The 21,998-nt window shown below is 52.9% G+C and carries 17 protein-coding genes and 1 pseudogene; 9 read left to right on the top strand and 9 right to left on the bottom strand.

The annotated features are described in order from the left end of the window. Positions 1 to 380 precede the first annotated feature (380 nt). The 3 genes from EGT74_RS10200 to EGT74_RS10210 are packed head-to-tail and all read left to right on the top strand — an operon-like array spanning position 381 to position 1,687. On the top strand, positions 381 to 1,010 hold the full coding sequence (locus EGT74_RS10200; RefSeq protein ID WP_123846402.1) for a hypothetical protein: 630 nt from the start codon (positions 381 to 383) through the stop codon (positions 1,008 to 1,010). Positions 1,011 to 1,024: 14 nt separating this feature from the next. Beyond that, complete coding sequence (locus tag EGT74_RS10205) at positions 1,025 to 1,321, top strand: winged helix-turn-helix domain-containing protein (RefSeq protein WP_123846403.1); 297 nt, start codon at positions 1,025 to 1,027, stop codon at positions 1,319 to 1,321. Positions 1,322 to 1,330: 9 nt separating this feature from the next. Then, entirely contained in the window at positions 1,331 to 1,687 is a 357-nt protein-coding gene (locus EGT74_RS10210) for a diacylglycerol kinase family protein (RefSeq protein ID WP_123846404.1), read from the top strand. A 535-nt stretch (positions 1,688 to 2,222) separates the two neighbouring features. Here EGT74_RS10210 and EGT74_RS10215 read toward each other — a convergent pair. Further along, positions 2,223 to 5,594 (bottom strand): TolB-like translocation protein, encoded by a 3,372-nt coding sequence (locus tag EGT74_RS10215; protein ID WP_246008172.1) that lies wholly within the window; start codon positions 5,592 to 5,594, stop codon positions 2,223 to 2,225. A gap of 57 nt (positions 5,595 to 5,651) precedes the next feature. Here EGT74_RS10215 and EGT74_RS10220 point away from each other — a divergent pair, with 57 nt between their 5' ends. Further along, on the top strand, positions 5,652 to 6,314 hold the full coding sequence (locus EGT74_RS10220; protein WP_123846405.1) for an MBL fold metallo-hydrolase: 663 nt from the start codon (positions 5,652 to 5,654) through the stop codon (positions 6,312 to 6,314). Here the strand turns inward: EGT74_RS10220 and EGT74_RS10225 are convergent. Together EGT74_RS10225 and arfB are read right to left on the bottom strand one after the other, a co-directional pair. Next, on the bottom strand, positions 6,297 to 7,784 hold the full coding sequence (locus EGT74_RS10225) for a lipopolysaccharide biosynthesis protein (RefSeq protein ID WP_123846406.1): 1,488 nt from the start codon (positions 7,782 to 7,784) through the stop codon (positions 6,297 to 6,299). The two genes, EGT74_RS10220 and EGT74_RS10225, sit on opposite strands and share 18 nt — an antisense overlap. A gap of 33 nt (positions 7,785 to 7,817) precedes the next feature. Further along, a pseudogene (gene arfB / locus EGT74_RS10230) lies at positions 7,818 to 8,204 on the bottom strand (alternative ribosome rescue aminoacyl-tRNA hydrolase ArfB); the annotation flags it as partial. Positions 8,205 to 8,261: 57 nt separating this feature from the next. On the opposite strand from arfB, the gene dtd reads away from it, so the two are divergent. From dtd to EGT74_RS10245, 3 genes are read left to right on the top strand one after another with little or no spacing between them, the layout of a single operon-like run. Continuing rightward, the gene (dtd, locus tag EGT74_RS10235) at positions 8,262 to 8,714 is read left to right on the top strand and encodes a D-aminoacyl-tRNA deacylase (protein ID WP_123846408.1); all 453 of its coding nucleotides are present in this window, start codon (positions 8,262 to 8,264) and stop codon (positions 8,712 to 8,714) included. After that, positions 8,714 to 9,046, top strand: coding sequence for a nucleotide pyrophosphohydrolase (locus EGT74_RS10240; protein ID WP_246008173.1), 333 nt, complete (start codon positions 8,714 to 8,716; stop codon positions 9,044 to 9,046). Before dtd ends, EGT74_RS10240 begins: the two co-directional genes overlap by 1 nt. 54 nt (positions 9,047 to 9,100) lie before the next feature. Beyond that, positions 9,101 to 10,531, top strand: coding sequence for a glycine--tRNA ligase (locus tag EGT74_RS10245; RefSeq protein ID WP_123846409.1), 1,431 nt, complete (start codon positions 9,101 to 9,103; stop codon positions 10,529 to 10,531). 162 nt (positions 10,532 to 10,693) lie between these two features. Here EGT74_RS10245 and EGT74_RS10250 read toward each other — a convergent pair whose 3' ends face one another. From EGT74_RS10250 to EGT74_RS10260, 3 genes are all read right to left on the bottom strand, one after another. After that, positions 10,694 to 11,575, bottom strand: coding sequence for a hypothetical protein (locus EGT74_RS10250; protein WP_123846410.1), 882 nt, complete (start codon positions 11,573 to 11,575; stop codon positions 10,694 to 10,696). Between the two features lie 30 nt (positions 11,576 to 11,605). Further along, on the bottom strand, positions 11,606 to 12,331 hold the full coding sequence (locus EGT74_RS10255) for a ferredoxin--NADP reductase (RefSeq protein WP_123846411.1): 726 nt from the start codon (positions 12,329 to 12,331) through the stop codon (positions 11,606 to 11,608). 157 nt (positions 12,332 to 12,488) lie between these two features. After that, positions 12,489 to 12,704, bottom strand: coding sequence for a hypothetical protein (locus EGT74_RS10260; RefSeq protein ID WP_123846412.1), 216 nt, complete (start codon positions 12,702 to 12,704; stop codon positions 12,489 to 12,491). A gap of 341 nt (positions 12,705 to 13,045) precedes the next feature. Here EGT74_RS10260 and mfd point away from each other — a divergent pair, with 341 nt between their 5' ends. Together mfd and EGT74_RS10270 are read left to right on the top strand one after the other, a co-directional pair. Then, positions 13,046 to 16,417 (top strand): transcription-repair coupling factor, encoded by a 3,372-nt coding sequence (gene mfd, locus EGT74_RS10265; protein ID WP_123846413.1) that lies wholly within the window; start codon positions 13,046 to 13,048, stop codon positions 16,415 to 16,417. 174 nt (positions 16,418 to 16,591) lie between these two features. Further along, positions 16,592 to 17,278: an SIMPL domain-containing protein gene (locus tag EGT74_RS10270; RefSeq protein ID WP_220392835.1), complete on the top strand. Its 687-nt coding sequence runs from the start codon at positions 16,592 to 16,594 to the stop codon at positions 17,276 to 17,278. A gap of 234 nt (positions 17,279 to 17,512) precedes the next feature. On the opposite strand, the gene EGT74_RS10275 is transcribed toward EGT74_RS10270, so the two are convergent. The 3 genes from EGT74_RS10275 to EGT74_RS10285 form a co-directional block, all read right to left on the bottom strand. Further along, entirely contained in the window at positions 17,513 to 18,028 is a 516-nt protein-coding gene (locus EGT74_RS10275) for a hypothetical protein (RefSeq protein ID WP_123846415.1), read from the bottom strand. 146 nt (positions 18,029 to 18,174) lie between these two features. After that, entirely contained in the window at positions 18,175 to 20,154 is a 1,980-nt protein-coding gene (gyrB, locus tag EGT74_RS10280) for a DNA topoisomerase (ATP-hydrolyzing) subunit B (protein WP_123846416.1), read from the bottom strand. Between the two features lie 123 nt (positions 20,155 to 20,277). After that, positions 20,278 to 21,954: an AsmA family protein gene (locus EGT74_RS10285; RefSeq protein WP_123846417.1), complete on the bottom strand. Its 1,677-nt coding sequence runs from the start codon at positions 21,952 to 21,954 to the stop codon at positions 20,278 to 20,280. Between the last annotated feature and the right edge of the window lie 44 nt (positions 21,955 to 21,998).

Below are 21,998 nucleotides of genomic sequence, written 5' to 3' on the forward strand. Positions count from 1 at the left end.
GTTCAATGAAGGGTAAAACGACATATTTATAACAAATTTTTATCTTTCCCGGCAGGCTGGATGAAGGGCGCGACCGGTATTATTTGGTGAAATAACGGACCGGTGGCGGCATTGTCTGCCGGAGCGCCATTCCGATAGTGCCTTCCGGCGCGATGCATCCTGTAAACAGGTCATACCTTGAGTGGTCTGGAAGCTGCTGGCCATCATGCATTCTGCAAACGGAGGCTGCCATCTGCGTTAAATGACATGGCAAAGCCGGCACAGTTCTCCGCTATCCGGGCATTTACCGGTGTAAACCCGGGAAACAGCCCCAGACACGCCCATATACTATGAATAACGTGCCAAATATTTCATAGCTTTGATGCACAAAGTGCTTTTCTATGAATGAGCAACAACACCTCGACACCCTGAGTGATATCAAACGCCTGATGGAGCGGAGCACCCGCTTTATGTCGCTAAGCGGCCTGGGCGGTATTGGCGCCGGGGTGAGCGCGCTGGTCGGCGCTTACTTTGCCTGGGATCTGCTGAACGATGGAGGTGGCAGGGGAGGCTACGGCTACGAGCGTACCAGCGAAACCGTGCTGGTTTTCCGCCTCATGCTGATTGCCTGCGCCGTGCTGGTGGCCGCACTGAGCGCCGGTTTCTACTTTACCTGGCGCAAGGCCCGGCAGCAGGGCCTTCCTATCTGGGACGCGTCGGCGCGGAAAGTGTTCATCAACCTTGCCATCCCCTTGGGAGCCGGTGGCTTTTTTATCCTCGGCCTGCTGGATCTTGGTTACGTAGGCCTTGTAGCCCCTTCGTGCCTGGTGTTTTACGGCCTCGCACTGGTCAACGCCAGCAAATACACGCTTACGGATATACGTTACCTGGGCTATGTGGAAGTTGTGCTGGGCATCATCGCCCTGTTCAACCTGTACAACGGCCTCTTTTTCTGGGCACTCGGTTTTGGTGTGATGCACATTCTGTATGGCGCCATCATGTGGTGGAAATATGAACGAAAAGCCGCCTAACAAATCAGCAAGGTATGAACCCGATCGGTAATCTGAATAAAGTATTTGAAAGCCGCATCCGCCTGGGTGTTATGAGTGTGCTCATGGTCAACGAGGAAGTGAGCTTCAACGATCTGAAGGAGGTGCTGGAAGTGACGGACGGCAACCTGGCCTCGCATCTGAGCACGTTGGAAGAGAATGCGTATATCAAGGTGCACAAAGGGTTCATCGGCCGGAAAACGAATACCACCTATTCCATTACCAAAACCGGGGAAAAGGCGTTCAAAGGGCACCTCGCGGCGCTCGAAGCCATGATCAAATTCAGCCAGTAAATCCTCTTCATGCAAACACTCCGAAACAGGCTGCGCAGCTTCCGTTTCGCCTTTAACGGCATACTGGCCTTCCTGCGCAGCGAGCCCAACGGCCGCATTCACCTGGTAGCCACCATCGCAGTGGTTGCACTGGCCAGCTGGCTCGGATGCACCCTCACGGAGTGGGCACTCCTGACCTTCGCCATGGCCCTCGTCTGGGTCACGGAAATGCTCAACACGGCGATCGAAAAAACAATGGATCTCCTCCATCCCGAACGCCACAGCTCCGTTAAATGGATCAAAGACGTGGCGGCAGGGGCGGTACTGGTGGCTGCGTTGGCGGCCGCGGTAGTGGGGGGGCTGATTTTTATTCCGAAGTTGATCTGAACAGGTCGGGCGCTCCGTAAAGAAGATTTCCTCCCGAATACCGCAACACTTTCTTCGGCAAATTCAACCTGAAGAAGTAATCGCCAGCGCAAGCATCTTCACTTCCCCCAATCACTTACCGCCTGCAATCCCCCTAAAAGTGTTTCCTCTCGAAAACCCGAAACAAACCTCTGCCGCAAATTCAACCTGAAGAAGTAATCGCCAGCGCAAGCATCTTTACTTTCCCCAATCACTTACCGCCTGCAATGCCCCTAAAAGTGTTTCCTCTCGAAAACCCGAAACAAACCTCTGCCGCAAATTCAACCTGAAGAAGTTAACCGTCAACGCCAATATCTTCACTCTAAAGACCGCTTACCACCTGCAATGCTCCTAAAAGCGTTTCCTCCGAATACCGCAACAACCTTCTTCCGCAACATTCATCCTGACAAAGCAAATCTTCCGGGGGCAATACCTTCACTCCAAAAACAACTTACCGTATAAAGCAAGAGGCTGCATCCATTCAGATGCAGCCTCTTGCTTATGCGAAATATCTTGTTTAGAAATCTACGCCCATCGCCAGCGTTACCAGCGGCTTGCCGCGGAAGAACCCGGTCATTGGCCAGCCTGCGTCTACTCTCATGAAGTAGCCCAGCAGCGTGGTTCTGGCGCCGAATCCGTAACCGCCTACAAACGGCCCGAGGAAACCTTCCTTGATGCGCACCACGATGCCGTCCGGCGTGGAGTAAGTGGTATAGTTGGCGTCTTTGAACGACAGCTTCTGGTTCCATGCCGTACCGATATCGATGAAGGTCATCAGCTGGAAGTTGCGCAAAAATGCGGAGTTGATGGGCTTATCGAGGAAAGTGGTGAGCACCGGCAGGCGCAGCTCGGTGTTCATCAATACCACGTTGTTGCCGTTTTTGGCATTCTGTTTATATCCGCGCATATTCACCGCGAGCGTCTGGTAGGCGTAATTGTCGTTGCCCACTAGGTTGTTGCGGTAGATGTCCGGTTTGATCAGCCAGTTGTCAACACCGCCGAGGAAATAGATCAGCTTGCGGCTGCCCCAGCTCACGTCTGCGGCAAAACGGGTGGCCCAGATGAAGTTCCGGTGGATCTCAACGTAGTGGCGGATTTCACCGCCCATATTGTAGGTCAGCTTGCCTTTGGGCGTTACCTTGTTGAACAGGGTGTTGCGGTTGCTTTTGATCTGCGCCAGCAGGTCGCCGTACAGTTTATAGCGGGTGCCCTTGTAAATATTGATGGCCGGGTTAAGCACATTGTCGTGCACATATTCCAGGCGGCCTATCACAGCGGTTTCCTTGAAGTTCTGCATTTTCAGCGAAGGCTCGTCGTTGGCGAGCACCACCATTTCGTCTGTGCGGATACCGCCCGTCATGCGGATGCTGCGCACCACATCAAAGGGATACCGCACTTCCAGCTGGAAGATGTTGGTTTTGTTCTTGATGGGGTAGCCGGCCTCCGTGGAGTCGGTCGATATACCCAGGGTAGCCTTGTCTACCTTCCGGTAGTAGGTGAATTTATAATCGAACCTTCTTTTCAGGTACGACATGGAGAACATATATTCCGTACCGTCCAGCGCCAGCGGAATGCGGAACGCGCCGGAAAATTTATAATCTTCCATGAGGTCGCTCACGCCGATACGCACCAGGCCGTTCACCGGGTCGTTGAGGCGGATGGGGCTCGACGGCTGGCCGAAATACGGCTGGTACCGGTTCATCATCACGGAGTTGTCGAGCTGGGCCACCAGGTAATCGGACGAGAATTTGAGCTTGTAATTGCTCAGCCGTGCCTGTTTCAGTACCGGCGGCTCCTCGCGGCCGGGTATCAGCTGTTCGGCGGCTTTGGCAGTAGTGTCTACCGGCTCGTTGCCGAACTCGTTCAGGAAAAAGTCGTTTTGTTTGGACGCGGTGTCTTTTTGCTGGTAGTAGCTGGGCAGCCCGAGTTTCAGGCTGTCTTCATGCATTTTCCGCGCCATGAAAGTAGTGGGCCGTGCCGTTACGTTCCTTCTGCGAAGGGTGTTGGTATCCACTTTCAGTTTATACAGGCGTTTGTAATCGCCGACCTGTACCACTTCGGAAACGAGCCCCTGGTCGCCGGCGATCCTTGATTCCTTGATACCATACTGGTAGTTGGTAACGGGGAATACATAGGTGGAATCGTTGGTGATGGTGATGGCCTGCACGGAATCGGGCGCTGTGCTGCCGTATTCGGCGAGGGCGGAATCGAGCTCTTCCTTATCGGGATTGTGCAGGATTTCGGCGCCTACGAAAAACAGCGAGTCCACGCCGGCTCTTTCGGCCTTGAAGAAACCTGCATAACGGTTATTGATGCCATTGGCGTCGCTCACGAATGTGAAGTGGGTGGTATTGTACTGCACCGGCAGGCGTGCGTTGCCGTAGGGCAGGTTGGTGAGCTGCGACACCTGTTTTTCGGACGATTTGTTCCAGTTGTCGATCAGGAATATGTTGTACCGGTTGTGCGGCAGCACGGTATCTGCACTGCGGGCCTTGGGGCCCGGCCGGTTGGAGGAATAGATGATGCCGCTTTTGCCGGGGAAGGCCACAAACGAAGGGTCGAGGTCGTCGTACACGTCGTTGGTGATCTGCTCGGTTTTACCGTTGCTGATACTGTAGGTGAAAATATCAGTATGCCCGTTTTTCACGGCAGACAGCAGCAGGGAGTTATCAAACTCGAAGAAATACTTCATGTCGATCACCCGGTCGAACTGAGGAAGGTCCTGACGGATGGTGATTTTCGAAATGAGGTCGTACACCATGAGTTTGGTTTTGCCTTCGTGCTCGTAAATAATGGCGAGGCGGTTCCCTTTCTGGTTCCAGGCCAGCAGGGGATAGTTGGGATCGAGTTTGGAGGTAAGCTGGCGTACGCCGCTTTTCAGCAACACCTTGGTGGTGCTCCAGCCCAGGTTGATTTTTACTTTATAGAGGCCCTTGGTATACTCCACTACGGCATACATGCTGTTTTTAGGATTGGCCTGGTAACGGAAATAATCTTTTTTGCCGATTTCGTTGGAGATCACGCCCGTACCGCGGGTAACCTGGCGGCGGCGGCGGTTGTCCTGCTGGTAGCGCCGCAGGTTATAGGTCATGAAATCTTTCATGGCATTTTTGGGCGTCATATGCAGCACCTGTTCAAAGCCTTTTTTGAGCCCGCGGTTGATGCGGGTGATGTACATGAGATAAGGCACCGCGTCTTTGCCGTACTTGCTTTCCACGTAATACCAGAAAGCCTGGCCGGCCAGGAGGGGTTTATCGAAAGCGAGCTGGTTGAAAGTGGAATATTTGCCGGAAAGCAGGGTCGATTTCAGTTCGTCGTCGAGCTTGGCCGTCCAGTTTTCGGCGGCGTAGGCGATGAACCCGTCGGTAAACCAGTTGGGGAAGTCGATCAGTACGGCGTTGCCGGCAAATTCCCCGATGTCTTCCCCGAACAGGAGGGTTTCGAGCATTACCCGGGCAATGCCCTGGCGGATCTGGCGGCGGAGGTTGGCGTGGTCGCCGTCGAAGTACACCAGCAGCTTATTACCAACCAGCTTGGTGATCCCGCCGGTATTCTGCCAGTCGATCCCTATCCCGATATTGGATTGTTTGAATTCGCCGAAGTTGTTATACACCACGATATTTACCTTCTGCCGGAAGGTGTACTCCATAAATTCCTCCAGGGAGGGAAGTTCCTTTTCGGCGGTCTGTGCTACATACTTTCCGAGTTCCAGGCCGTTCTGCGCGAAATAGGTATTGAAGTGGCGGGTGGTATAGAAGCGCCATTTGAAGTTTTTGTACTGAACCCGGTTCTGACCAAACTCAACCGTATTAGTCTGCGCCTGAACGTGTAACGTGCCAATCAATAGGATAAAGGAAAGGATGAATGACCTGGTAATAAATCGGTTCATACGGAAAGTATTGATAATATTGTGTTGTGAATTAAAATTAGCAAAAATCGTTCAACAATGCTTGAAATCAAATATTTCACGGTGAATCCCCTTCAGGAAAACACATACGTTCTTATAAACGAAAAAAAGGAGTGTATCATTATAGATCCGGGATTTTATTATGAAAATGAACGGGCGGAATTTCTGCGGTTTATACAGGAAAACGGCCTGAAAGTGGTCCGTTTGCTCAATACCCACTGTCACCTCGACCACATATTCGGTAACGCCCTGGTGGCGAAAACGTTCGGAACGGGGCTGGAAATACATGCCAAGGACCAGGTGGTGCTCGACCGGTCGCCCCAGTCGGGGCTGATGTATAACCTGCCATTTGAGCCCTCGCCGATGCCCAAAAGTTACCTGAAAGAGGGGGAGAAGGTGGTGCTGGGCAATGACGAGCTGGAGATCCTGTTCACGCCGGGGCATTCACCGGGCAGCGTGTCGTTCTACTGTGCCCGGCAGGGGTTTGTCATTGCCGGAGATGTGTTATTTAAACAGAGTGTGGGCCGGTCTGACTTCCCCGGGGGGAATTTTGAAACATTGGCCCGCAGCATCCGGGAGCAGCTGTACCGCCTGCCGGACGATACCGTGGTGTACCCGGGCCATGGACCTTCCACTACCATCGGGTTCGAGAAGGAGCATAACCCCTTTGTGCCGGAAGACCCCTCAACGAGGTTTGCGTGAGAGGAGGCTGCGTACTTCGTCCCGCTCCATAAAGAGTATAACGGCCATGTATATACCCAGTCCTACGGCGCCGGCTCCATGGAGGGCAAGCATGCCGGGGTGCTGTGCCCGCAGCCACGCATGGCCGGCATAGATCAGCGCGGCCAGCAGCAGGTAAAAAAGGATGCGTTTGACGTTGTAGGGCACCGGGTAATATTTCTGACCCAGCAGGTAAGATACGACCATCATAAAGGCGTAACAGATGAAGGTGGCCCAGGATGAGCCTGTGTAGCTGTATTCCGGGATCCACCAGAAGTTCAGCCCGATGGTGATCACGGCCCCGGCCAGGGTGATGTAGGCCCCGGTCATGTTCCGGTTGGTGAGCTTGTACCAGATGGTGAGGTTGTAATAAATACCCAGGAATACCGCGGCCATGGTAAGTATCGGTACGATGCCCAGGGCTTCGGCGTACCTTTTTTCAGACCCGAGGGTGATGATGAGGCCCCAGAGGTCGAGGAAGAGGGATACCCCCAGGAACACCGCCCCCAATACCATCACAAAAAATTTCATGACGCGGGCATAAGTCTGCGGCGCATTTTCCCGGCTGCTCTGGTTAAAAAAGAAGGGCTCCGCCCCCATCCGGAAGGCCTGGATGAAGATGTTGACCAGCACTGTCAGTTTGTAACCCGCCCCGAAAATACCCAGTTGTGTGAGGGTTTCCTCTTCGGGATAGGGGTACACCCTGGCAAAAATCAGCCGGCTCAGCATTTCATTGATCATCCCGCCAAATCCCACAATGAGCAGCGGCAGGCTGTAGTGCATCACTTCCTTCCATAGCACTCTATCGAACACCCACCGGAAAACGGAAATTTCTTTATACAGGAAAACCAGCGCCAACGCACTGGCCAGCAGGTTCGACAATACAAAATAGCCCACGTTGAACGCGGGATTGTACCAGTCGGCCAGCCCTCTTTTGGCCAGCTCGGGGCATACTACCAGGAAAAATACGCTCAGCGCGATCTGGGAAATGATCGTGAGCACCTTGACCATGGCGTATTTCCGTGGGCGGCCTTCCTGCCGCAGCATAGCGAAGGGCAGGGTGGCCAGGGTGTCGAAAAATATCACGCCGGCTGTGAGCAAAATGAGCGTTTCATGACCGCGGATGCCCAGCACGGTGGCGATTTCCCCCGCCCCCGCCAGCAGTATCAGCGTGAATACCGTGGTACTCACCAGCATCGACACACAAAGGGTATTGTACAGCTTCGACCGGTCGGTGTTCTGCACAAACCGGAAAAAACTCGTTTCGAGGCCGTAGGTAAAAATGATGTTCAGGAAGGGGATAGCGGCGTACAGCTGGGTAACGATCCCATATTCGTCGGCTGGCAAAAGCCCGGTAAGAAATAACTGCAGTACAAATCCGAGGAACCGGTGGGCGATGGTCGGAATACCATACCAGATGGTTTGCCCCGCCAGTTTTTTAATATTTCCCAATGCGCTGATTTTGTTTCAAAAATAGGAGTTGGCTTATTCGTTTCCAAAGTTATTGCGGCGGTTGCTCTTTTTTTCGCCGAGCCGCTTTTTGAACTGGATGCGTTTTTCTATCATGGCTTTGGTGGGTTTTACCTTGATGCGCTTTTTGGGCACTATCAGCGCCTGCGCTATCAGGTGGTTCATTTTCCGGATCACCTCTCCCTTGTTCCCCAGCTGGCTGCGCTCTGTTTGCGACTTTACCTGCAACAGCCCTTCCGCATTCAGTTTGGCGGCCAGCTTTTCCAGCAGCCGGGCTTTCTGCTCCCCGCTGAGAATGGCCGACGCCGCGATGTCGAAATAGCCTTCCACCATGGTTTCCACCTTGTTCACGTTTTGGCCGCCCTTGCCGCCGCTGCGCGCTGTTTTGAATTTTATTTCCGATGATACGTCAGGCATAAAGCATTTCTTATCTTTAAACGCAAAAGTAAAGGGAATCCCGTGAAAACAGTCATACAACGTGTTACCAGCGCATCCGTCACCATCGACGGTACGGTGAAATCGGCCATAGACGGCGGCCTGCTGGTACTGATCGGCATAGAGGACGCAGACGGGGATGAAGACATCGCCTGGCTCAGCAATAAAATCGTGAACCTGCGGATATTCAACGACGAAGCGGGCGTCATGAACCGAAGCGTGCTCGACACGGGCGGCGGCATCCTGCTGATCAGCCAGTTCACCCTGCACGCCGCTACGAAAAAAGGCAACCGCCCCTCGTACCTCAAAGCCAGCAAACCGGAAACAGCCATTCCGATATACGAGAAAATGAGATCGCAGCTGGAAAAAGACCTGGGTAAAACCATCAGTACAGGGGAATTCGGCGCCGATATGAAAGTGGGCCTGCTGAACGACGGCCCCGTCACCATCATCATCGATACAAAAAACCGCGAATAATGAGCATGACAATCCAGGAAGCACAGGAAAAAGTGGACCGGTGGATACAAACCACCGGGGTGCGTTACTTCTCGGAACTGACCAACATGGCCATTCTCACCGAAGAAGTGGGAGAGGTGGCCCGGATCATCTCCAGGCAGTACGGCGACCAGTCGTTCAAGGAATCGGATAAAAAGAAGGAGCTGGCCGACGAACTGGCCGACGTGATGTGGGTGCTGCTCTGCCTGGCCAACCAGACGGGCATCGACCTCACCGCAGCCCTGGAAAAGAACTTCGAGAAAAAGAACGTCCGGGACGCGAACCGGCATAAGGATAATGAAAAACTAAGATGAATATAACTTTATTGTAATACGTTGTTTCAAAATTCAAATTTATCTTTGCGCCCTATGGCAACAGATCAGAACAAGTTCCAGGCGATCATTTCGCATTGTAAAGAATACGGTTTTATTTTCCAGTCGAGCGAAATTTACGACGGGCTGAGCGCGGTATACGACTACGGTCAGTATGGCGCGGAGCTGAAGAAAAACATCCGTGACTACTGGTGGAAGAGCATGACGCAGATGCACGAAAACATCGTGGGTATCGATTCCGCCATTTTCATGCACCCTACTATCTGGAAGGCATCCGGGCACGTGGATAATTTCAGCGACCCGATGATCGATAATAAAGACAGTAATAAACGTTACCGGGTAGACCATCTCATTGAAGGGTTCGCCGAAACACTGGCGGCTGATGCCGCTGCGGCGCTGATCGCCGATATGGAAGCGCTGCTGAAGGAAAACGACTTCGCCGGCCTGAAAAAGCTGATCGAAGATAACCAGATCAAATGCGCCGTAAGCGGTACGGTGAACTGGACGGACGTGCGCCAGTTCAACCTGATGTTTTCCACCCAGCTGGGCAGCGTATCTGAAGAAGCCAGTGAAATATACCTCCGCCCCGAAACCGCACAGGGGATTTTCGTGAACTTCCTCAACGTGCAGAAAACCGGCCGCATGAAAATACCGTTCGGTATCGCGCAGGTGGGCAAGGCTTTCCGTAACGAGATCGTGGCGCGTCAGTTCGTATTCCGCATGCGCGAGTTCGAACAGATGGAAATGCAGTTCTTCATCCGCCCCGGCACCCAGAAGGAATGGTATGCCTACTGGAAAGAAGAAAGGATGAAATGGCACCAGAGCCTGGGCCTCAACCCGGCCAACCTGCAGTACCACGACCATGTGAAGCTGGCCCACTATGCAGACGCCGCGGTGGACATCGAATATAATTTCCCCATCGGTTTCAAGGAAGTGGAAGGCATCCACTCCCGCACCGATTTCGACCTGAGCCAGCACCAGAAATTCTCGGGTAAGAAGATGCAGTACTTCGATCCCGAAATCAACCAGAACTACATCCCGTATGTGATTGAAACGTCCATCGGCCTGGACCGCTGCTGCCTGATGATCCTGAGCGAATCGTATGAAGAGCAGGACCTCAGCACGGCAGACAAACAGGATAGCCGCGTGGTACTGAAGTTCCCGGCAAAACTGGCGCCGATCAAACTGGCCATCTTCCCACTGACCAAAAAAGACGGGCTGCCCGAAATCGCCAAAGAACTGATGGCCTCCTGTAAAACCAGCTTCTACTGCTTTTATGAAGAAAAGGATGCGATTGGTAAACGCTACCGCCGCCAGGATGCGATCGGTACGCCATTCTGCGTAACGATCGACCACCAGACGAAGGAAGACGGCACCGTTACCATCCGTTACCGTGATACGATGGAGCAGGAGCGCATTCCCCTGGCGCAGGTGAAGGAAATGGTGATGAGGAAAATAATGGAATAAACGGATTCCTGGATAAAGCGACGGCTAAGTGCAGTGATGCGCTTAGCCGTTTTCTTTTTTATGCGTTTAAGATAGCGTAATGCCCGCTCCCGGTTTGCCGGATGCTGTGGTTGGTGGCAGGCCGAAGCGGAGTTTCTCGCGCATACAATGCCACCGGTGCGCCTATTTATACAGCTTCTTCTCAACCGCCTTCAGCCGTTTTTCCTGCGCTTCAAGTTTTTTGTGCTGTTCGATGATGATGAGCGTCAGCTCTTCGATTTTTTCCAGCAGCGCGGCCTGCGTGCTGCCCACATCCAGCCCGTTTTCCGTGACTTCTTTCGCAGTCGGAACGCCGGGGAGGTGCTTATGTGTTTTTACATAAGTTTCCAGTGCTGCCAGGGACGGGAGCTGATAGTCTGGCTCGAAAACGTAATCGGGCCAGGGTGTTTGCTGCACTTTTACTCTTGTTGCAATGATGCTGCCGGATACGGCCAACTTGTGCCCTTTTGTATCGGCGGTTCCTAATCCAATATTATCATTAGCATCTGCCTGGAGAAAAGAGTTGCCGGTACCGTGGTTATAGAAGAGAAAGCCTGCATTATTAGCAACGATACTATAATAACTCTGATTTTGTTTTTCAAGAATAATCTCACTGGAATTAGTTGAATTCGTTTTCACCCACAACGAACTTTTTACGCCGGTAGCACCCTCTACATCGAGTGTAAACCTGGCATCATTTCTACCAATGGACACCCGGCCTTCGGGAGAAATACGCATTGCCTGGGAATTATTCGTATTAAACCGGATGCTGTTTGTAGACGTTGTGGTACTTAAAAACATATCCCCTATGGAGTTGCTCATGTACAATCCACCATTATCGGAACCATATCCAATCGAGCCTACCTGCTGATTATTATATTTCCAGACGGTATATAACGGAACATGATTGGCGGCCGGGTTGATGGTGGTAGTTTGAAGAATGTAATTATCCGCAATGTGTGGGTTTTGGGCGCGGACAATTAACGAACAGGCTATGGCCACAATGGAGAACAGGAATTTTTTCATAGATAAAAGGATTTTAAGCAAAAATAACCATCATCCGTACAACTCCAAATGGATATCGTGCCGGTCGTATCCCATGGCCACGATCTTCTGCCGCGCCTCATCGATCATCGCTTTCCAGCCGCAGAGGAAAAAATGCGCGGGCCGTTTGTCGGCCAGCAGTTCTTCGTACACGGCATGCACGTAGCCTTTTCGGCCGGTCCAGGAAGGCGCGTCTTCGCGGGAAAGTGTAGGGATGTATTGGAATCCCGGCATGTCGGCAGACAGCTGCATCATTTCGGTTTTGTACAGCAGGTCTTTTTCGTAGCGGGAGCCGGAGATCAGGTAGATATTCGGATGAGGGATGCCATGCAGGTGGAGGTGATGCGCCATGGACCGGAAAGGCGCGATGCCCGTACCGGTGCATACCAGGAACAGGTCGCGCTCCATCACTTCCGGCAGCGTGAACACGCCCAGCGGGCCGCGGAGCGTCAGCTCGCTGCCTTCCTTGATCTGCGTGAACAGGTAGGTGGAGCCCAGGCCGCCTTCGAGCAGTACGATCACCAGTTCGATTTCGTTACTGCCATTCGGATGCGAGGCGATGGAATAACTGCGCCATCGTTTGTTTTTCTTTTCGTGAATCGGGAGGTCGAGGGTTACAAACTGGCCAGGTTTGAAGTCAAAGCTGGCTTTTTCGGGTATCTGTATCCAGAACCTTTTCGTATTATACGTTTCATCCACAATCTTCGTTACCACGCCAGTGTACCATTGCTCGAGCATGTTATGAAGTATTTATGTAAAAAGATGCTTCCCTGCTTTTAAATTACGCAAAATTCCTGAAGGGTAGCACCGGCAGGGAAATAAACATTTCGGCTTGGGGCTTTGCTATTGTTGCCCGCGTCCCTTTGAAATACGCGCTCTCCGGCGAGGCGCTATTTTATGGAATGGTCGTTTCCTTATTACCCGCATCCCGCGCCGCTTTAAAATACTCCCTCACCAGTGAGGTGTACAATTTGTTGCTGGTCACATTCAGCCGCACCTGTGCGGCATGGCGCAGCTCTTCATCCGCCATAATACGCTTGGCCTCGTTGTTGGCCTCTTCCATGATCTCGTTATTTCGCACCTGCTTCGGGCTGAGCGTGCGGTTGCTCATATCCTGGTATTTACCCACCACGGTCTTGTCGCCGTCACCTCCCGGCCTACGTGCCCGGACAGCTTCTTCAATAAAAGATGTTCGCTGATCGCCATAATAGACAGATTTTAGTGATTGTTTATTCATCCTAACGACTTTTCAGGGAAAAAGTTGGGTATTCCTAGGGTCTTCTTAGGCTTTTTTCAAATAATTACCTATGATAACCCAAGAATAACCCTAAGAATACCCTAAGATGAAATTATTTTGATCGAGGACTCGCACCGGGCGTATCGCCTGAAGAAAGGTTTACATGCAGTAATGAGGCCCGCCCCAACCAAAAATGCCTTATCTTTGCATCCTTCATGAATTTGCAGGGAGTTTTACAATTATTTGAGCGCGACAGCCGTCTGAAATTGCTGACGGACGGGATAGCTACGCCTCAGCCTGCCTATTTTCACCTCACCGGGCTCTCCGGCAGCGCCGCGGCCTTTGTGGCCGCCTCCGCCTGGAGCGCAAAAGACCTCAACCACCTCTTTATCCTGAACGACAGGGAAGAGGCCGCCTATTTTCACAACGACCTGGAGCAGCTGACCCAGGCGCTGGACATCTTCTACTTCCCGGACTCGTTCAAAAAAACGGGCCAGTTCCAGGAGCTGAACAGCAGTCACAGCATGCTCCGTACCGAGGCTCTCATGAAGTTCACCGGCGGCCAGGTACACCGGAAGGCGCTCGTCACCTACCCGGAAGCCCTTTACGAAAAAGTGGCCGGCAATACCGCCTACAACGCCAACATGGTGAACATCAAAGTGGGCGAAACACTGAAAATAGACGGCCTGCTGGAGAAACTCACGGGCTGGGGGTTTGAACATTCAGACTTCGTATATGGCCCCGGCCAGTTTGCCGTGCGCGGGGGCATTCTCGATATCTATTCTTTCGGCAACGAAAAACCGTACCGCTTCGAGCTGTTCGGTGAAGAAGTGGATTCCATCCGCCTCTTCGACCCCGAAACCCAGCTCAGCGAGCGGAAACTGATGCAGGTGACCCTCATCGCCAATATGGACACGAGGGCTACCACGCATGCGAAAATGAGCCTGCCCGACTTTCTGCCGGCCAATACCGTGATCTGGATCAAAGACCCCGCTTATGTGCAGGGCGTGATCGGGCAGATGGAGGAACGCCTCGACGACTGGCTGCAAACCGGCCAGCGGGCACGGGTGAACGAGGATGAGGAAATCGCGCTCACCGAAGACGATTTCGTAAAAGGCGGCACGCTCATGGAGCAGCTGCTGCAGCGCTCCTGCGTGGTGTTCGGCCCGCATTTCAATTTCGAAAAGGTACCCGGCGCGGTGCAGTCCGTGGTGTTCAATACCACCGAACAGCCCGTTTTCAACCGCCAGTTCGACCTGCTGATCAAAGACCTGGCACGCCATAACGCGGAAAAATCATCCCTTTTCATTTTCGCCGAAAACCCCCGCCAACTCGAAAGGCTGCGGAGCATTTTCGAGGACCTGAAAGCGGATTTCCTGTTCTATCCCATTCCCGTTGCCATCAGCACCGGGTTTATCGATAACGACATGAAACTGGTGTGTTATACGGACCACCAGATCTTCCAGCGTTATCACAAATACAAGGTGAAACAGGCCTACAACAAGAACAAGGCCATCACCCTCAAAACGCTGAAGGAGTTGCAGGCAGGCGACTTCGTGACCCATATCGATCATGGCGTGGGCGTGTACAGCGGCCTGCAGAAGATAGAAGTGGGCGGCAAAATGCAGGAAGCCATCCGCATCATTTATAAAAACAACGATCTGCTGTATGTGAACATCAACTCACTGCACAAGATCAGCAAATACACCGGCAAGGAAGGCGTATCTCCGAAGGTCAACAAACTCGGCAGCGATGCCTGGGAAAAACTGAAGGAGAAAGCGAAAACCGAGGTCAAGGATATCGCCAAAGACCTCATCAAACTCTACGCCGCCCGTAAAGCCCAGCAGGGTTTCGCGCATACGCCCGATACCTACCTGCAAACGGAGCTGGAAGCATCTTTCATTTACGAGGATACGCCAGACCAGAGCAAGGCCACGGCCGATGTGAAGCGCGATATGGAATCGCCCGGGCCGATGGACCGCCTCGTTTGCGGCGATGTGGGCTTCGGGAAAACGGAAGTGGCCGTGCGCGCTGCCTTCAAAACCGTGGTAGACGGCAAACAGGCCGCCGTGCTGGTGCCCACCACTATCCTGGCGTTCCAGCACTATAAAACGTTTTCCGAAAGGCTGAAAGATTTCCCCTGCACGGTGGATTACATCAACCGTTTCAAATCTTCCAAAGAGAAAAAGGAAACGCTCAAACGCCTCGAAGAAGGGAAGGTGGACATCATCATCGGCACGCATGCGCTGCTGGGAAAAGACGTGAAGTTCAAGGATCTTGGCGTGATGGTGATCGACGAAGAACAGAAGTTCGGCGTAACCGCCAAGGAAAAGCTGAAAACGATGAAGGTGAACGTGGATACGCTCACCCTAACGGCCACGCCTATACCCAGAACGCTGCAGTTCTCCCTGATGGGCGCCCGCGACCTGTCCGTCATCAACACCCCGCCGCCGAACCGGCAGCCGATCGAAACGGAGGTGCTGGTGTTCGATAAAGATCAGATACGCGACGCCATCTATTATGAAACCGAGCGTGGCGGCCAGGTGTATTTCATCCACAACCGCATCAACGGCCTGCGGGAAATGGCAGGGCTGCTTCAGGAGCTGTGCCCCGACCTCTCCATCGCCACGGCCCACGGCCAGCTCGAAGGGCATAAGCTCGAAGAAGTGATCATGGATTTCATCGACCGCAAGTACGACGTGCTGGTTTGTACCAACATCGTGGAAAGCGGGGTGGATATTTCCAACGCCAATACCATCATCATCAATAACGCGCACCACTTCGGCCTGAGCGATCTGCATCAGCTGCGCGGCCGCGTTGGGCGAAGCAATAAAAAAGCATTCTGTTACCTGCTGGCACCACCCATGAGCACCCTGCCGGCCGACAGCCGCAAGCGCCTCCAGACGCTGGAGCAGCATAGTGAGCTGGGAAGCGGTTTCCAGATAGCGATGCGCGACCTCGACATCCGCGGCGCCGGCAACCTGCTGGGCGGCGAGCAAAGCGGCTTCATCGCCGAGATCGGGTTCGATATGTACCAGAAGATCCTCGACGAAGCCATCCGCGAACTGAAACAGACCGACTTTAAAGACCTGTTCAAAGATCAGCTGGAAGAGAAAAAAGATTTTATCAGCGACTGTACCATCGATACGGACCTCGAGATCCTCATCCCGGACTCCTATGTGGAAAGCATCCAGGAAAGGCTCAACCTCTACCAGGAACTCGACAACATCACACAGGAAGCCAAACTCGTGGAATTTGAACAGGGGATGGAAGACCGCTTCGGCCCCGTGCCGGAACCGGTGAAAGACCTGTTTACCACCATCCGCACCCGTTGGATGGCCATCGAACTGGGCTTTGAAAAAATGATCCTGAAAGAAGAAACTCTTCGTTGTTATTTCATCAACAACCCTGATAGTCCCTATTTTGAATCACCCACGTTCCAGCACATCCTGCATTATATCCAGACCCGCACCAACAATGCAAGGCTGAAACAACTGGGCAAAAACTTCATGCTCATCATTGACCGCATGAAGGACATGAACGACATCTACAGCTTCCTCAAAAAAATGACCGACGCGCGCGGTTGATGAATGTAACATATATTTGCCTCGTACGTTACACCCTCATTACTTCACTAAAAACATAAAGAAAAGTTAAAGCCTGCACGGGCATATGGAATTGAATAGTGACCCTGCATCCTGATCTTGAATTTAAAACTGAAAGCAATGAAAAAATTAACCGTATTATTAATGGGACTCTTTATGACAGCAACATCATTCGCACAAACAACCGACAGCAAACCGCCGGTGAAAAAAATTGAAGTGACGGGCACTGCTGAAATGGAAATCACCCCCGACGAGATTACGCTCAACATCACCTTGCGTGAGTACATGAAGAATAAAACGAGCAAAGTGGCCATCACCACCCTGGAAGCGCAGCTGCAGAAAGCCGTGGCCGATGCGGGTATCCCGAAAGAGAACTTTACCATCGCCAATGTATTCGGTTACAACTACGACCAGTGGTGGCGTAAAAAGAAAAATGATGTGGACTTCATGGCGCGCAAACAGTACAGCCTGAAGCTGAACCGCCTCGACAAGGTGAACGCCATCCTTGCTGCCGTAGACGATGAAGGCATCGAAAGCGTGAACATCGCTTCTTACACCCACAGCAAAATGGACGAGTACCGCAAACAGGTAAAAATGAATGCGCTGAAAGCGGCCAAAAACAAAGCGGAATACCTGCTCGGTGCGATCGATGAAAAAATCGCCGGTGTGATTGAGGTGCAGGAATTCAACACCGACCAGTACAGCGACGTACGCCCCGAAATGGCGAATGTACGGATGTACAAATCTGCCGATGCAATGGGCGCCGGTGTGCCGGACTCCAACATCGACTTCAAGACCATCAAAATACGCGCTGAGATCAGGGCTGTATTCGGGATTAAATAATCAGGAAGAGGTATCGTCATCAAAGGGAAAAGGGCTGCCGGTCGTCACCGGTAGCCCTTTTCCTTTTAGTCTGTTCTGCAGGTCACAAAGCGGCGGAAGCCGCGTGACGATGGTGTTCTACTGTCAATTAAACTGTCTGTAATTCTATTTTGCTACTATGGCGCCGCGCGCCCGGCGGGCGGGCCACAATCAGGTAAGTTGGGATAAATAGGACATGATATGATTAAAAAGAACTTAGTTCATTCTGATGATCGGGCTTACTTCAAAAGTGCCGCCGGTAACGGTCTTTTTGTCTTCCGCCACCACATCGTGCACCAGGATGCCGGAAAATGTGCCTTTGGCTTTTGACTCCGTAATGCTCTCGATAGTGATGGTGGCTGCGGCATTCAGGTTCACATCGTCTGCCGAATAATTGTCTGAAGTGCCCAGCTTCTTCATCCACGCGATGTAATTCATATCGGTGGCGCTTAGTTTATATTCGCCCGCTTTCAGCTGTTTGCCGGGGAACACCACATTGACGGTGAGGCCCTGGTTGCTGGCGGTAAGCCCGGAAATGACCAGTACATAATTACCCGTTGAATCGTACAGGCTGGCCGTGAGCTGTTTGGTCACCGTGACGAGGGAATCGTTCACTTTCAAGGAAAAGTGCCCTTTCACGTGGTTATCGTCGAAGATGTCTTTTTTGTCGCAGGCGGAAAAGAGGGCAACAGCCAGCAGTGCCAGGCCCGGGATCAGGGATTTGGATTTCATAGGTACGTCTAATTACATGCAATATAGCAAACTTATACAGATTATAAAATTATTTCATTAATAAAATTTGTTATTTATAGTAACGCCCATGAAAAAAGGGCTGCTCCGGTGAGGTGCAGCCCTTTTCAGGTATTTCTTTCCGCGTGTTACGCGTCGATTTTTGCGTATTTGGCGTGAGATTCGATGAATTCACGGCGGGGAGGTACTTCGTCGCCCATCAGCATGGTAAAGATGCGGTCGGCTTCAAAAGCGCTGTCAATCGTTACCTGTTTGAGGGTGCGGGCATCCGGGTTCATGGTGGTGTCCCACAGCTGTTCCGCGTTCATTTCACCGAGACCTTTATACCGCTGGATGCTCACGTTGTCTTCCTTACCGCCGCCGGCCAGTTTGGTAACGGCTGCCTTGCGCTGTTCGTCGTTCCAGGCGTAGATGAAGTCTTTGCCTTTTTTCACCTGGTACAGCGGGGGCTGGGCGAGGTACACATAACCCTGTTCCACCATTTCTTTCATGTAACGGAACACGAAAGTGAGGATGAGCGTGGCGATGTGGCTTCCGTCCACGTCGGCATCCGTCATGATGATCAGCTTGTGATAACGGAGTTTGCTGAGGTTGAGGGCCTTTTCATCATCGGGGGTGCCGATGGTTACGCCGAGGGCGGTGAAGATATTTTTGATCTCTTCGTTTTCGTAGATTTTATGCTCCAGGGCTTTTTCCACGTTCAGGATTTTACCGCGGAGGGGCAGGATGGCCTGGAAGTTCCGGTTACGGCCCTGTTTGGCCGTACCGCCTGCCGAGTCACCTTCGACAAGGTAGAGCTCGCATTTGGTGGGGTCATTGTCGGAGCAGTCCGCCAATTTGCCGGGCAGTCCGCTGCCGGTCATCACGCTCTTGCGCTGTACCATCTGGCGTGCCTTGCGCGCCGCCTCACGGGCCTGCGCGGCCAGGACCACCTTGTTGATGATCGTTCTGGCTTCTTTCGGGTGCTCTTCGAGATAAGCGTCGAGCACGTTGGCCACCGCACTGTCTACCACCCCCATTACATCGGAGTTGCCCAGTTTGGTTTTGGTCTGGCCTTCGAACTGCGGCTCGGGCACTTTCACGCTCACGATACAGCTGAGGCCTTCGCGGAAGTCGTCGCCCACCACTTCCACTTTCGATTTCTCGAACATCTTGTTTTTATCTGCATACGCCTTGAACACCCGGGTGATGGCCCTGCGGAAGCCGGCTACGTGTGTGCCGCCCTCGATGGTGTTGATGTTGTTAACGTAGGAGAAGATGTGCTCGTTGAAGGAATCGTTATAGAGCATGGCCACTTCCACCGCCACGTTGCTGGCGGCGTCGTGCGCCTCGATAAATATGGGTTGCGCCACCAGCGGGTTGCGGCGGCCGTTTTTGTCCATCAGCTCCACGAACTCCACGATACCGCCTTCGCTGAAAAAGGTTTCGCTGAAAGCGTTGCCGTTTTCATCTTTTTCGCGTTCGTCGGTGAGGGTGATGCGGATACGCCTGTTCAGGAAGGCCAGTTCGCGCAGGCGGCCCGCCAGGGTTTCGCGGTTGTAAGTGGTTTCGTTGAAGATGGTACCGTCCGGCTTGAAGTGCACAATGGTGCCGGTAATGTCGCTGTCACCGATCTCACGTACGGAATACTGGGGGATGCCCATCCTGTATTCCTGCTCGAATATCTTGCCTTCGCGGTGAACCGTTACGTGCAGGGGATCGCTCAGCGCATTCACGCAGCTCACGCCCACACCGTGCAAACCGCCGGAAACCTTGTAGGTGTTTTTGTCGAATTTACCGCCCGCGTGGAGCACCGTCATCACCACTTCCAGGGCGGAACGTTTCTCCTTGGCGTGCATACCCGTAGGGATACCGCGTCCGTCGTCTTTCACGCGGATGGAGTTATCCTCACAAATAGTAACGTCGATATTCTTACAATAGCCGGCCAGCGCTTCATCGATGGAGTTATCGACTACTTCGTATACAAGGTGGTGTAAACCTTTCACGCCAATGTCCCCGATATACATCGCCGGACGTTTACGCACGGCTTCCAGTCCTTCCAAAACCTGAATACTGCCCGCGTCGTAACCATTACTGGGGGCAGTTGTTTGCACTAGTTCTTCACTCATATTTTTAGCAGAAAATCGTTTTTAACAAATCAGTAGACAATCCAGCAAAAATAAGCAAAATCAGCCTAATTTCCATGAAAAACAAGGCTTTTTTGGGGGAGGTGGATAGTATGTGAATATTGCTTATTGCTGGTTTCCGAAGTTTTCCAGCATATCGGTACCGGCTGTCTGTTTTACGCCGGTAAAAATGGTCTTCCATAACAGGTTAAAAAACGACTTCTGGGGGTGTCGCGTATAACGCGGTTTTGCCACCCGCATCGGTTGGCCGGGCGAGGGGTTTTCATTATGGATGGCCATGAGGTTGGCCAGCAGGCTCGCAAGCCCCTTCCTTTCCGAGCCGTTCCCGTCTTTTTCCTCTCTCAGCATGGCTATCCGCAGGTTGGAATATTGCATTTTGACGATGCCGGCCGCGCTGCGCTCATTGCCTTGCAGGTTAAAATCGAGCTGTTTGATGCGGGCGGAGCGGATTTCCACCATGCCGAGCGCTTTAGTGGCTTTGTTGAATTCCCGCCCGTCCATATCGCTGAGCTGGCCGCTCACGGCAAACGCACCGTCTTTCGCGCCCAGCTTGAAATCAAAGCGGGCTTTTAGTTTGCCGCTTTGCATGAGGATGGCGTGCAGGTCGGCAATACAGTGCCCGTTACGCTGCACCAGCGAATCGATATTGGTGATATTCAGGAAGGTACCCCCGGCCCGTGGAAAATCCACCTGCCCGATTTCCCCGTTTTGCGGATTCCGTTCTGCATAGCTGATCGCAAGGCCGGCCACCTGCAGGGTATCGATGCGGAGGGGGATCTCGAATTTGGCCAGCACCTGGTTGGGGAACTGCCCGTATTTGTCGCCCGGCGCCATCGGCACGCCGCGGTTGCGGTAAGCGTGGAAGTGGCCGCCGTTGATGGACATTTTGTCGGCCAGTATCTTTTTCTGCAGCAAACCCATGCGGGGCAGCCCTTCCAGCCGGATGTTCCGGACCGCAAGGTCGTACCGGTCCTGCTGGAATTTGATCCTTTTATCGAACGCGGCCCGGTCGTACCGCGGGTCGAGGCGTATCTCCCCGATGTCGAGCGACCGTTCGATGGCGTGGTAGCTGATCTTGCTCACATGCAGCCAGTACAGGCTGTCCGGCAGGCGATAGTCCCATTTATCGAGATTGATGTCAAAATTGCGGGCGTATAAGAAGCGGGTAGGGTCGTGCTGGGAGAGGGAGTCTATTTCCAGGCCCCGCACTTCCACGTCCAGGTTATCGAGCCGGGTCATCTGTTTGCTGCTGTCTTCCGCGATCCGGGTATAACGCAGCCTGGTCTGCTGAAGGGAAATGCGGTCCACATCAAAGCTGGCGATGTTTTTATTGATGGCCTCGTAGAAGCTGCGCTGGCGGCCGGTGTCTACGCTGCGGCGGTCTTCCGTGATGGTGATTTCCGGGTCGGAAAGGATGAAAGCCCCTGCATCCACCTGTTTGCCGAGGAAATAACGCCAGAGTTTCATGCGGGTGATCTGCAGGCGGCTGGCGCTGGCGTGATAAAGTACCTGCGGCGCGCGCTGTTCCTGCACCATACGGGCATACACGCCGCTGTCGGGGATGAGGGCCACATTATGGATGGCGAGGTTGCCCGTGAGGAGGTTGAGGTTGATTTTGCCGTAAGCCAGGGTGTACAGGCTGTCGGAGCTTTCCGCCACATACTTGCGCAGTTCCTTGTCCAGTAATCCTTTCCAGTGTACGTTCAGATACCAGGCCGCGCCCAGCACCAGCAATACCAGTATAGCCCCTGCCGTTAGAATGATCTTCCAGGTCCTTTTCATATGACTGTTGAATTGCTAATATTATACCAATCGGGGGCAATTGT

Source organism: Chitinophaga lutea, assembly GCF_003813775.1.
Classification (GTDB): domain Bacteria; phylum Bacteroidota; class Bacteroidia; order Chitinophagales; family Chitinophagaceae; genus Chitinophaga; species Chitinophaga lutea.

Bases quoted from the DNA above. Each gene is read 5' to 3' on its own strand.
- EGT74_RS10205 (WP_123846403.1), top strand. From the start codon at position 1,025: ATGAACCCGATCGGTAATCTGAATAAAGTATTTGAAAGCCGCATCCGC.
- EGT74_RS10220 (WP_123846405.1), top strand. From the start codon at position 5,652: ATGCTTGAAATCAAATATTTCACGGTGAATCCCCTTCAGGAAAACACA.
- EGT74_RS10210 (WP_123846404.1), top strand. From the start codon at position 1,331: ATGCAAACACTCCGAAACAGGCTGCGCAGCTTCCGTTTCGCCTTTAAC.
- EGT74_RS10250 (WP_123846410.1), bottom strand. From the start codon at position 11,575: ATGAAAAAATTCCTGTTCTCCATTGTGGCCATAGCCTGTTCGTTAATT.
- EGT74_RS10270 (WP_220392835.1), top strand. From the start codon at position 16,592: ATGACAGCAACATCATTCGCACAAACAACCGACAGCAAACCGCCGGTG.
- EGT74_RS10240 (WP_246008173.1), top strand. From the start codon at position 8,714: ATGAGCATGACAATCCAGGAAGCACAGGAAAAAGTGGACCGGTGGATA.
- gyrB (WP_123846416.1), bottom strand. From the start codon at position 20,154: ATGAGTGAAGAACTAGTGCAAACAACTGCCCCCAGTAATGGTTACGAC.
- EGT74_RS10260 (WP_123846412.1), bottom strand. From the start codon at position 12,704: ATGAGCAACCGCACGCTCAGCCCGAAGCAGGTGCGAAATAACGAGATC.
- EGT74_RS10275 (WP_123846415.1), bottom strand. From the start codon at position 18,028: ATGAAATCCAAATCCCTGATCCCGGGCCTGGCACTGCTGGCTGTTGCC.
- mfd (WP_123846413.1), top strand. From the start codon at position 13,046: ATGAATTTGCAGGGAGTTTTACAATTATTTGAGCGCGACAGCCGTCTG.
- EGT74_RS10200 (WP_123846402.1), top strand. From the start codon at position 381: ATGAATGAGCAACAACACCTCGACACCCTGAGTGATATCAAACGCCTG.
- EGT74_RS10215 (WP_246008172.1), bottom strand. From the start codon at position 5,594: ATGAACCGATTTATTACCAGGTCATTCATCCTTTCCTTTATCCTATTG.
- EGT74_RS10285 (WP_123846417.1), bottom strand. From the start codon at position 21,954: ATGAAAAGGACCTGGAAGATCATTCTAACGGCAGGGGCTATACTGGTA.
- EGT74_RS10245 (WP_123846409.1), top strand. From the start codon at position 9,101: ATGGCAACAGATCAGAACAAGTTCCAGGCGATCATTTCGCATTGTAAA.
- EGT74_RS10255 (WP_123846411.1), bottom strand. From the start codon at position 12,331: ATGCTCGAGCAATGGTACACTGGCGTGGTAACGAAGATTGTGGATGAA.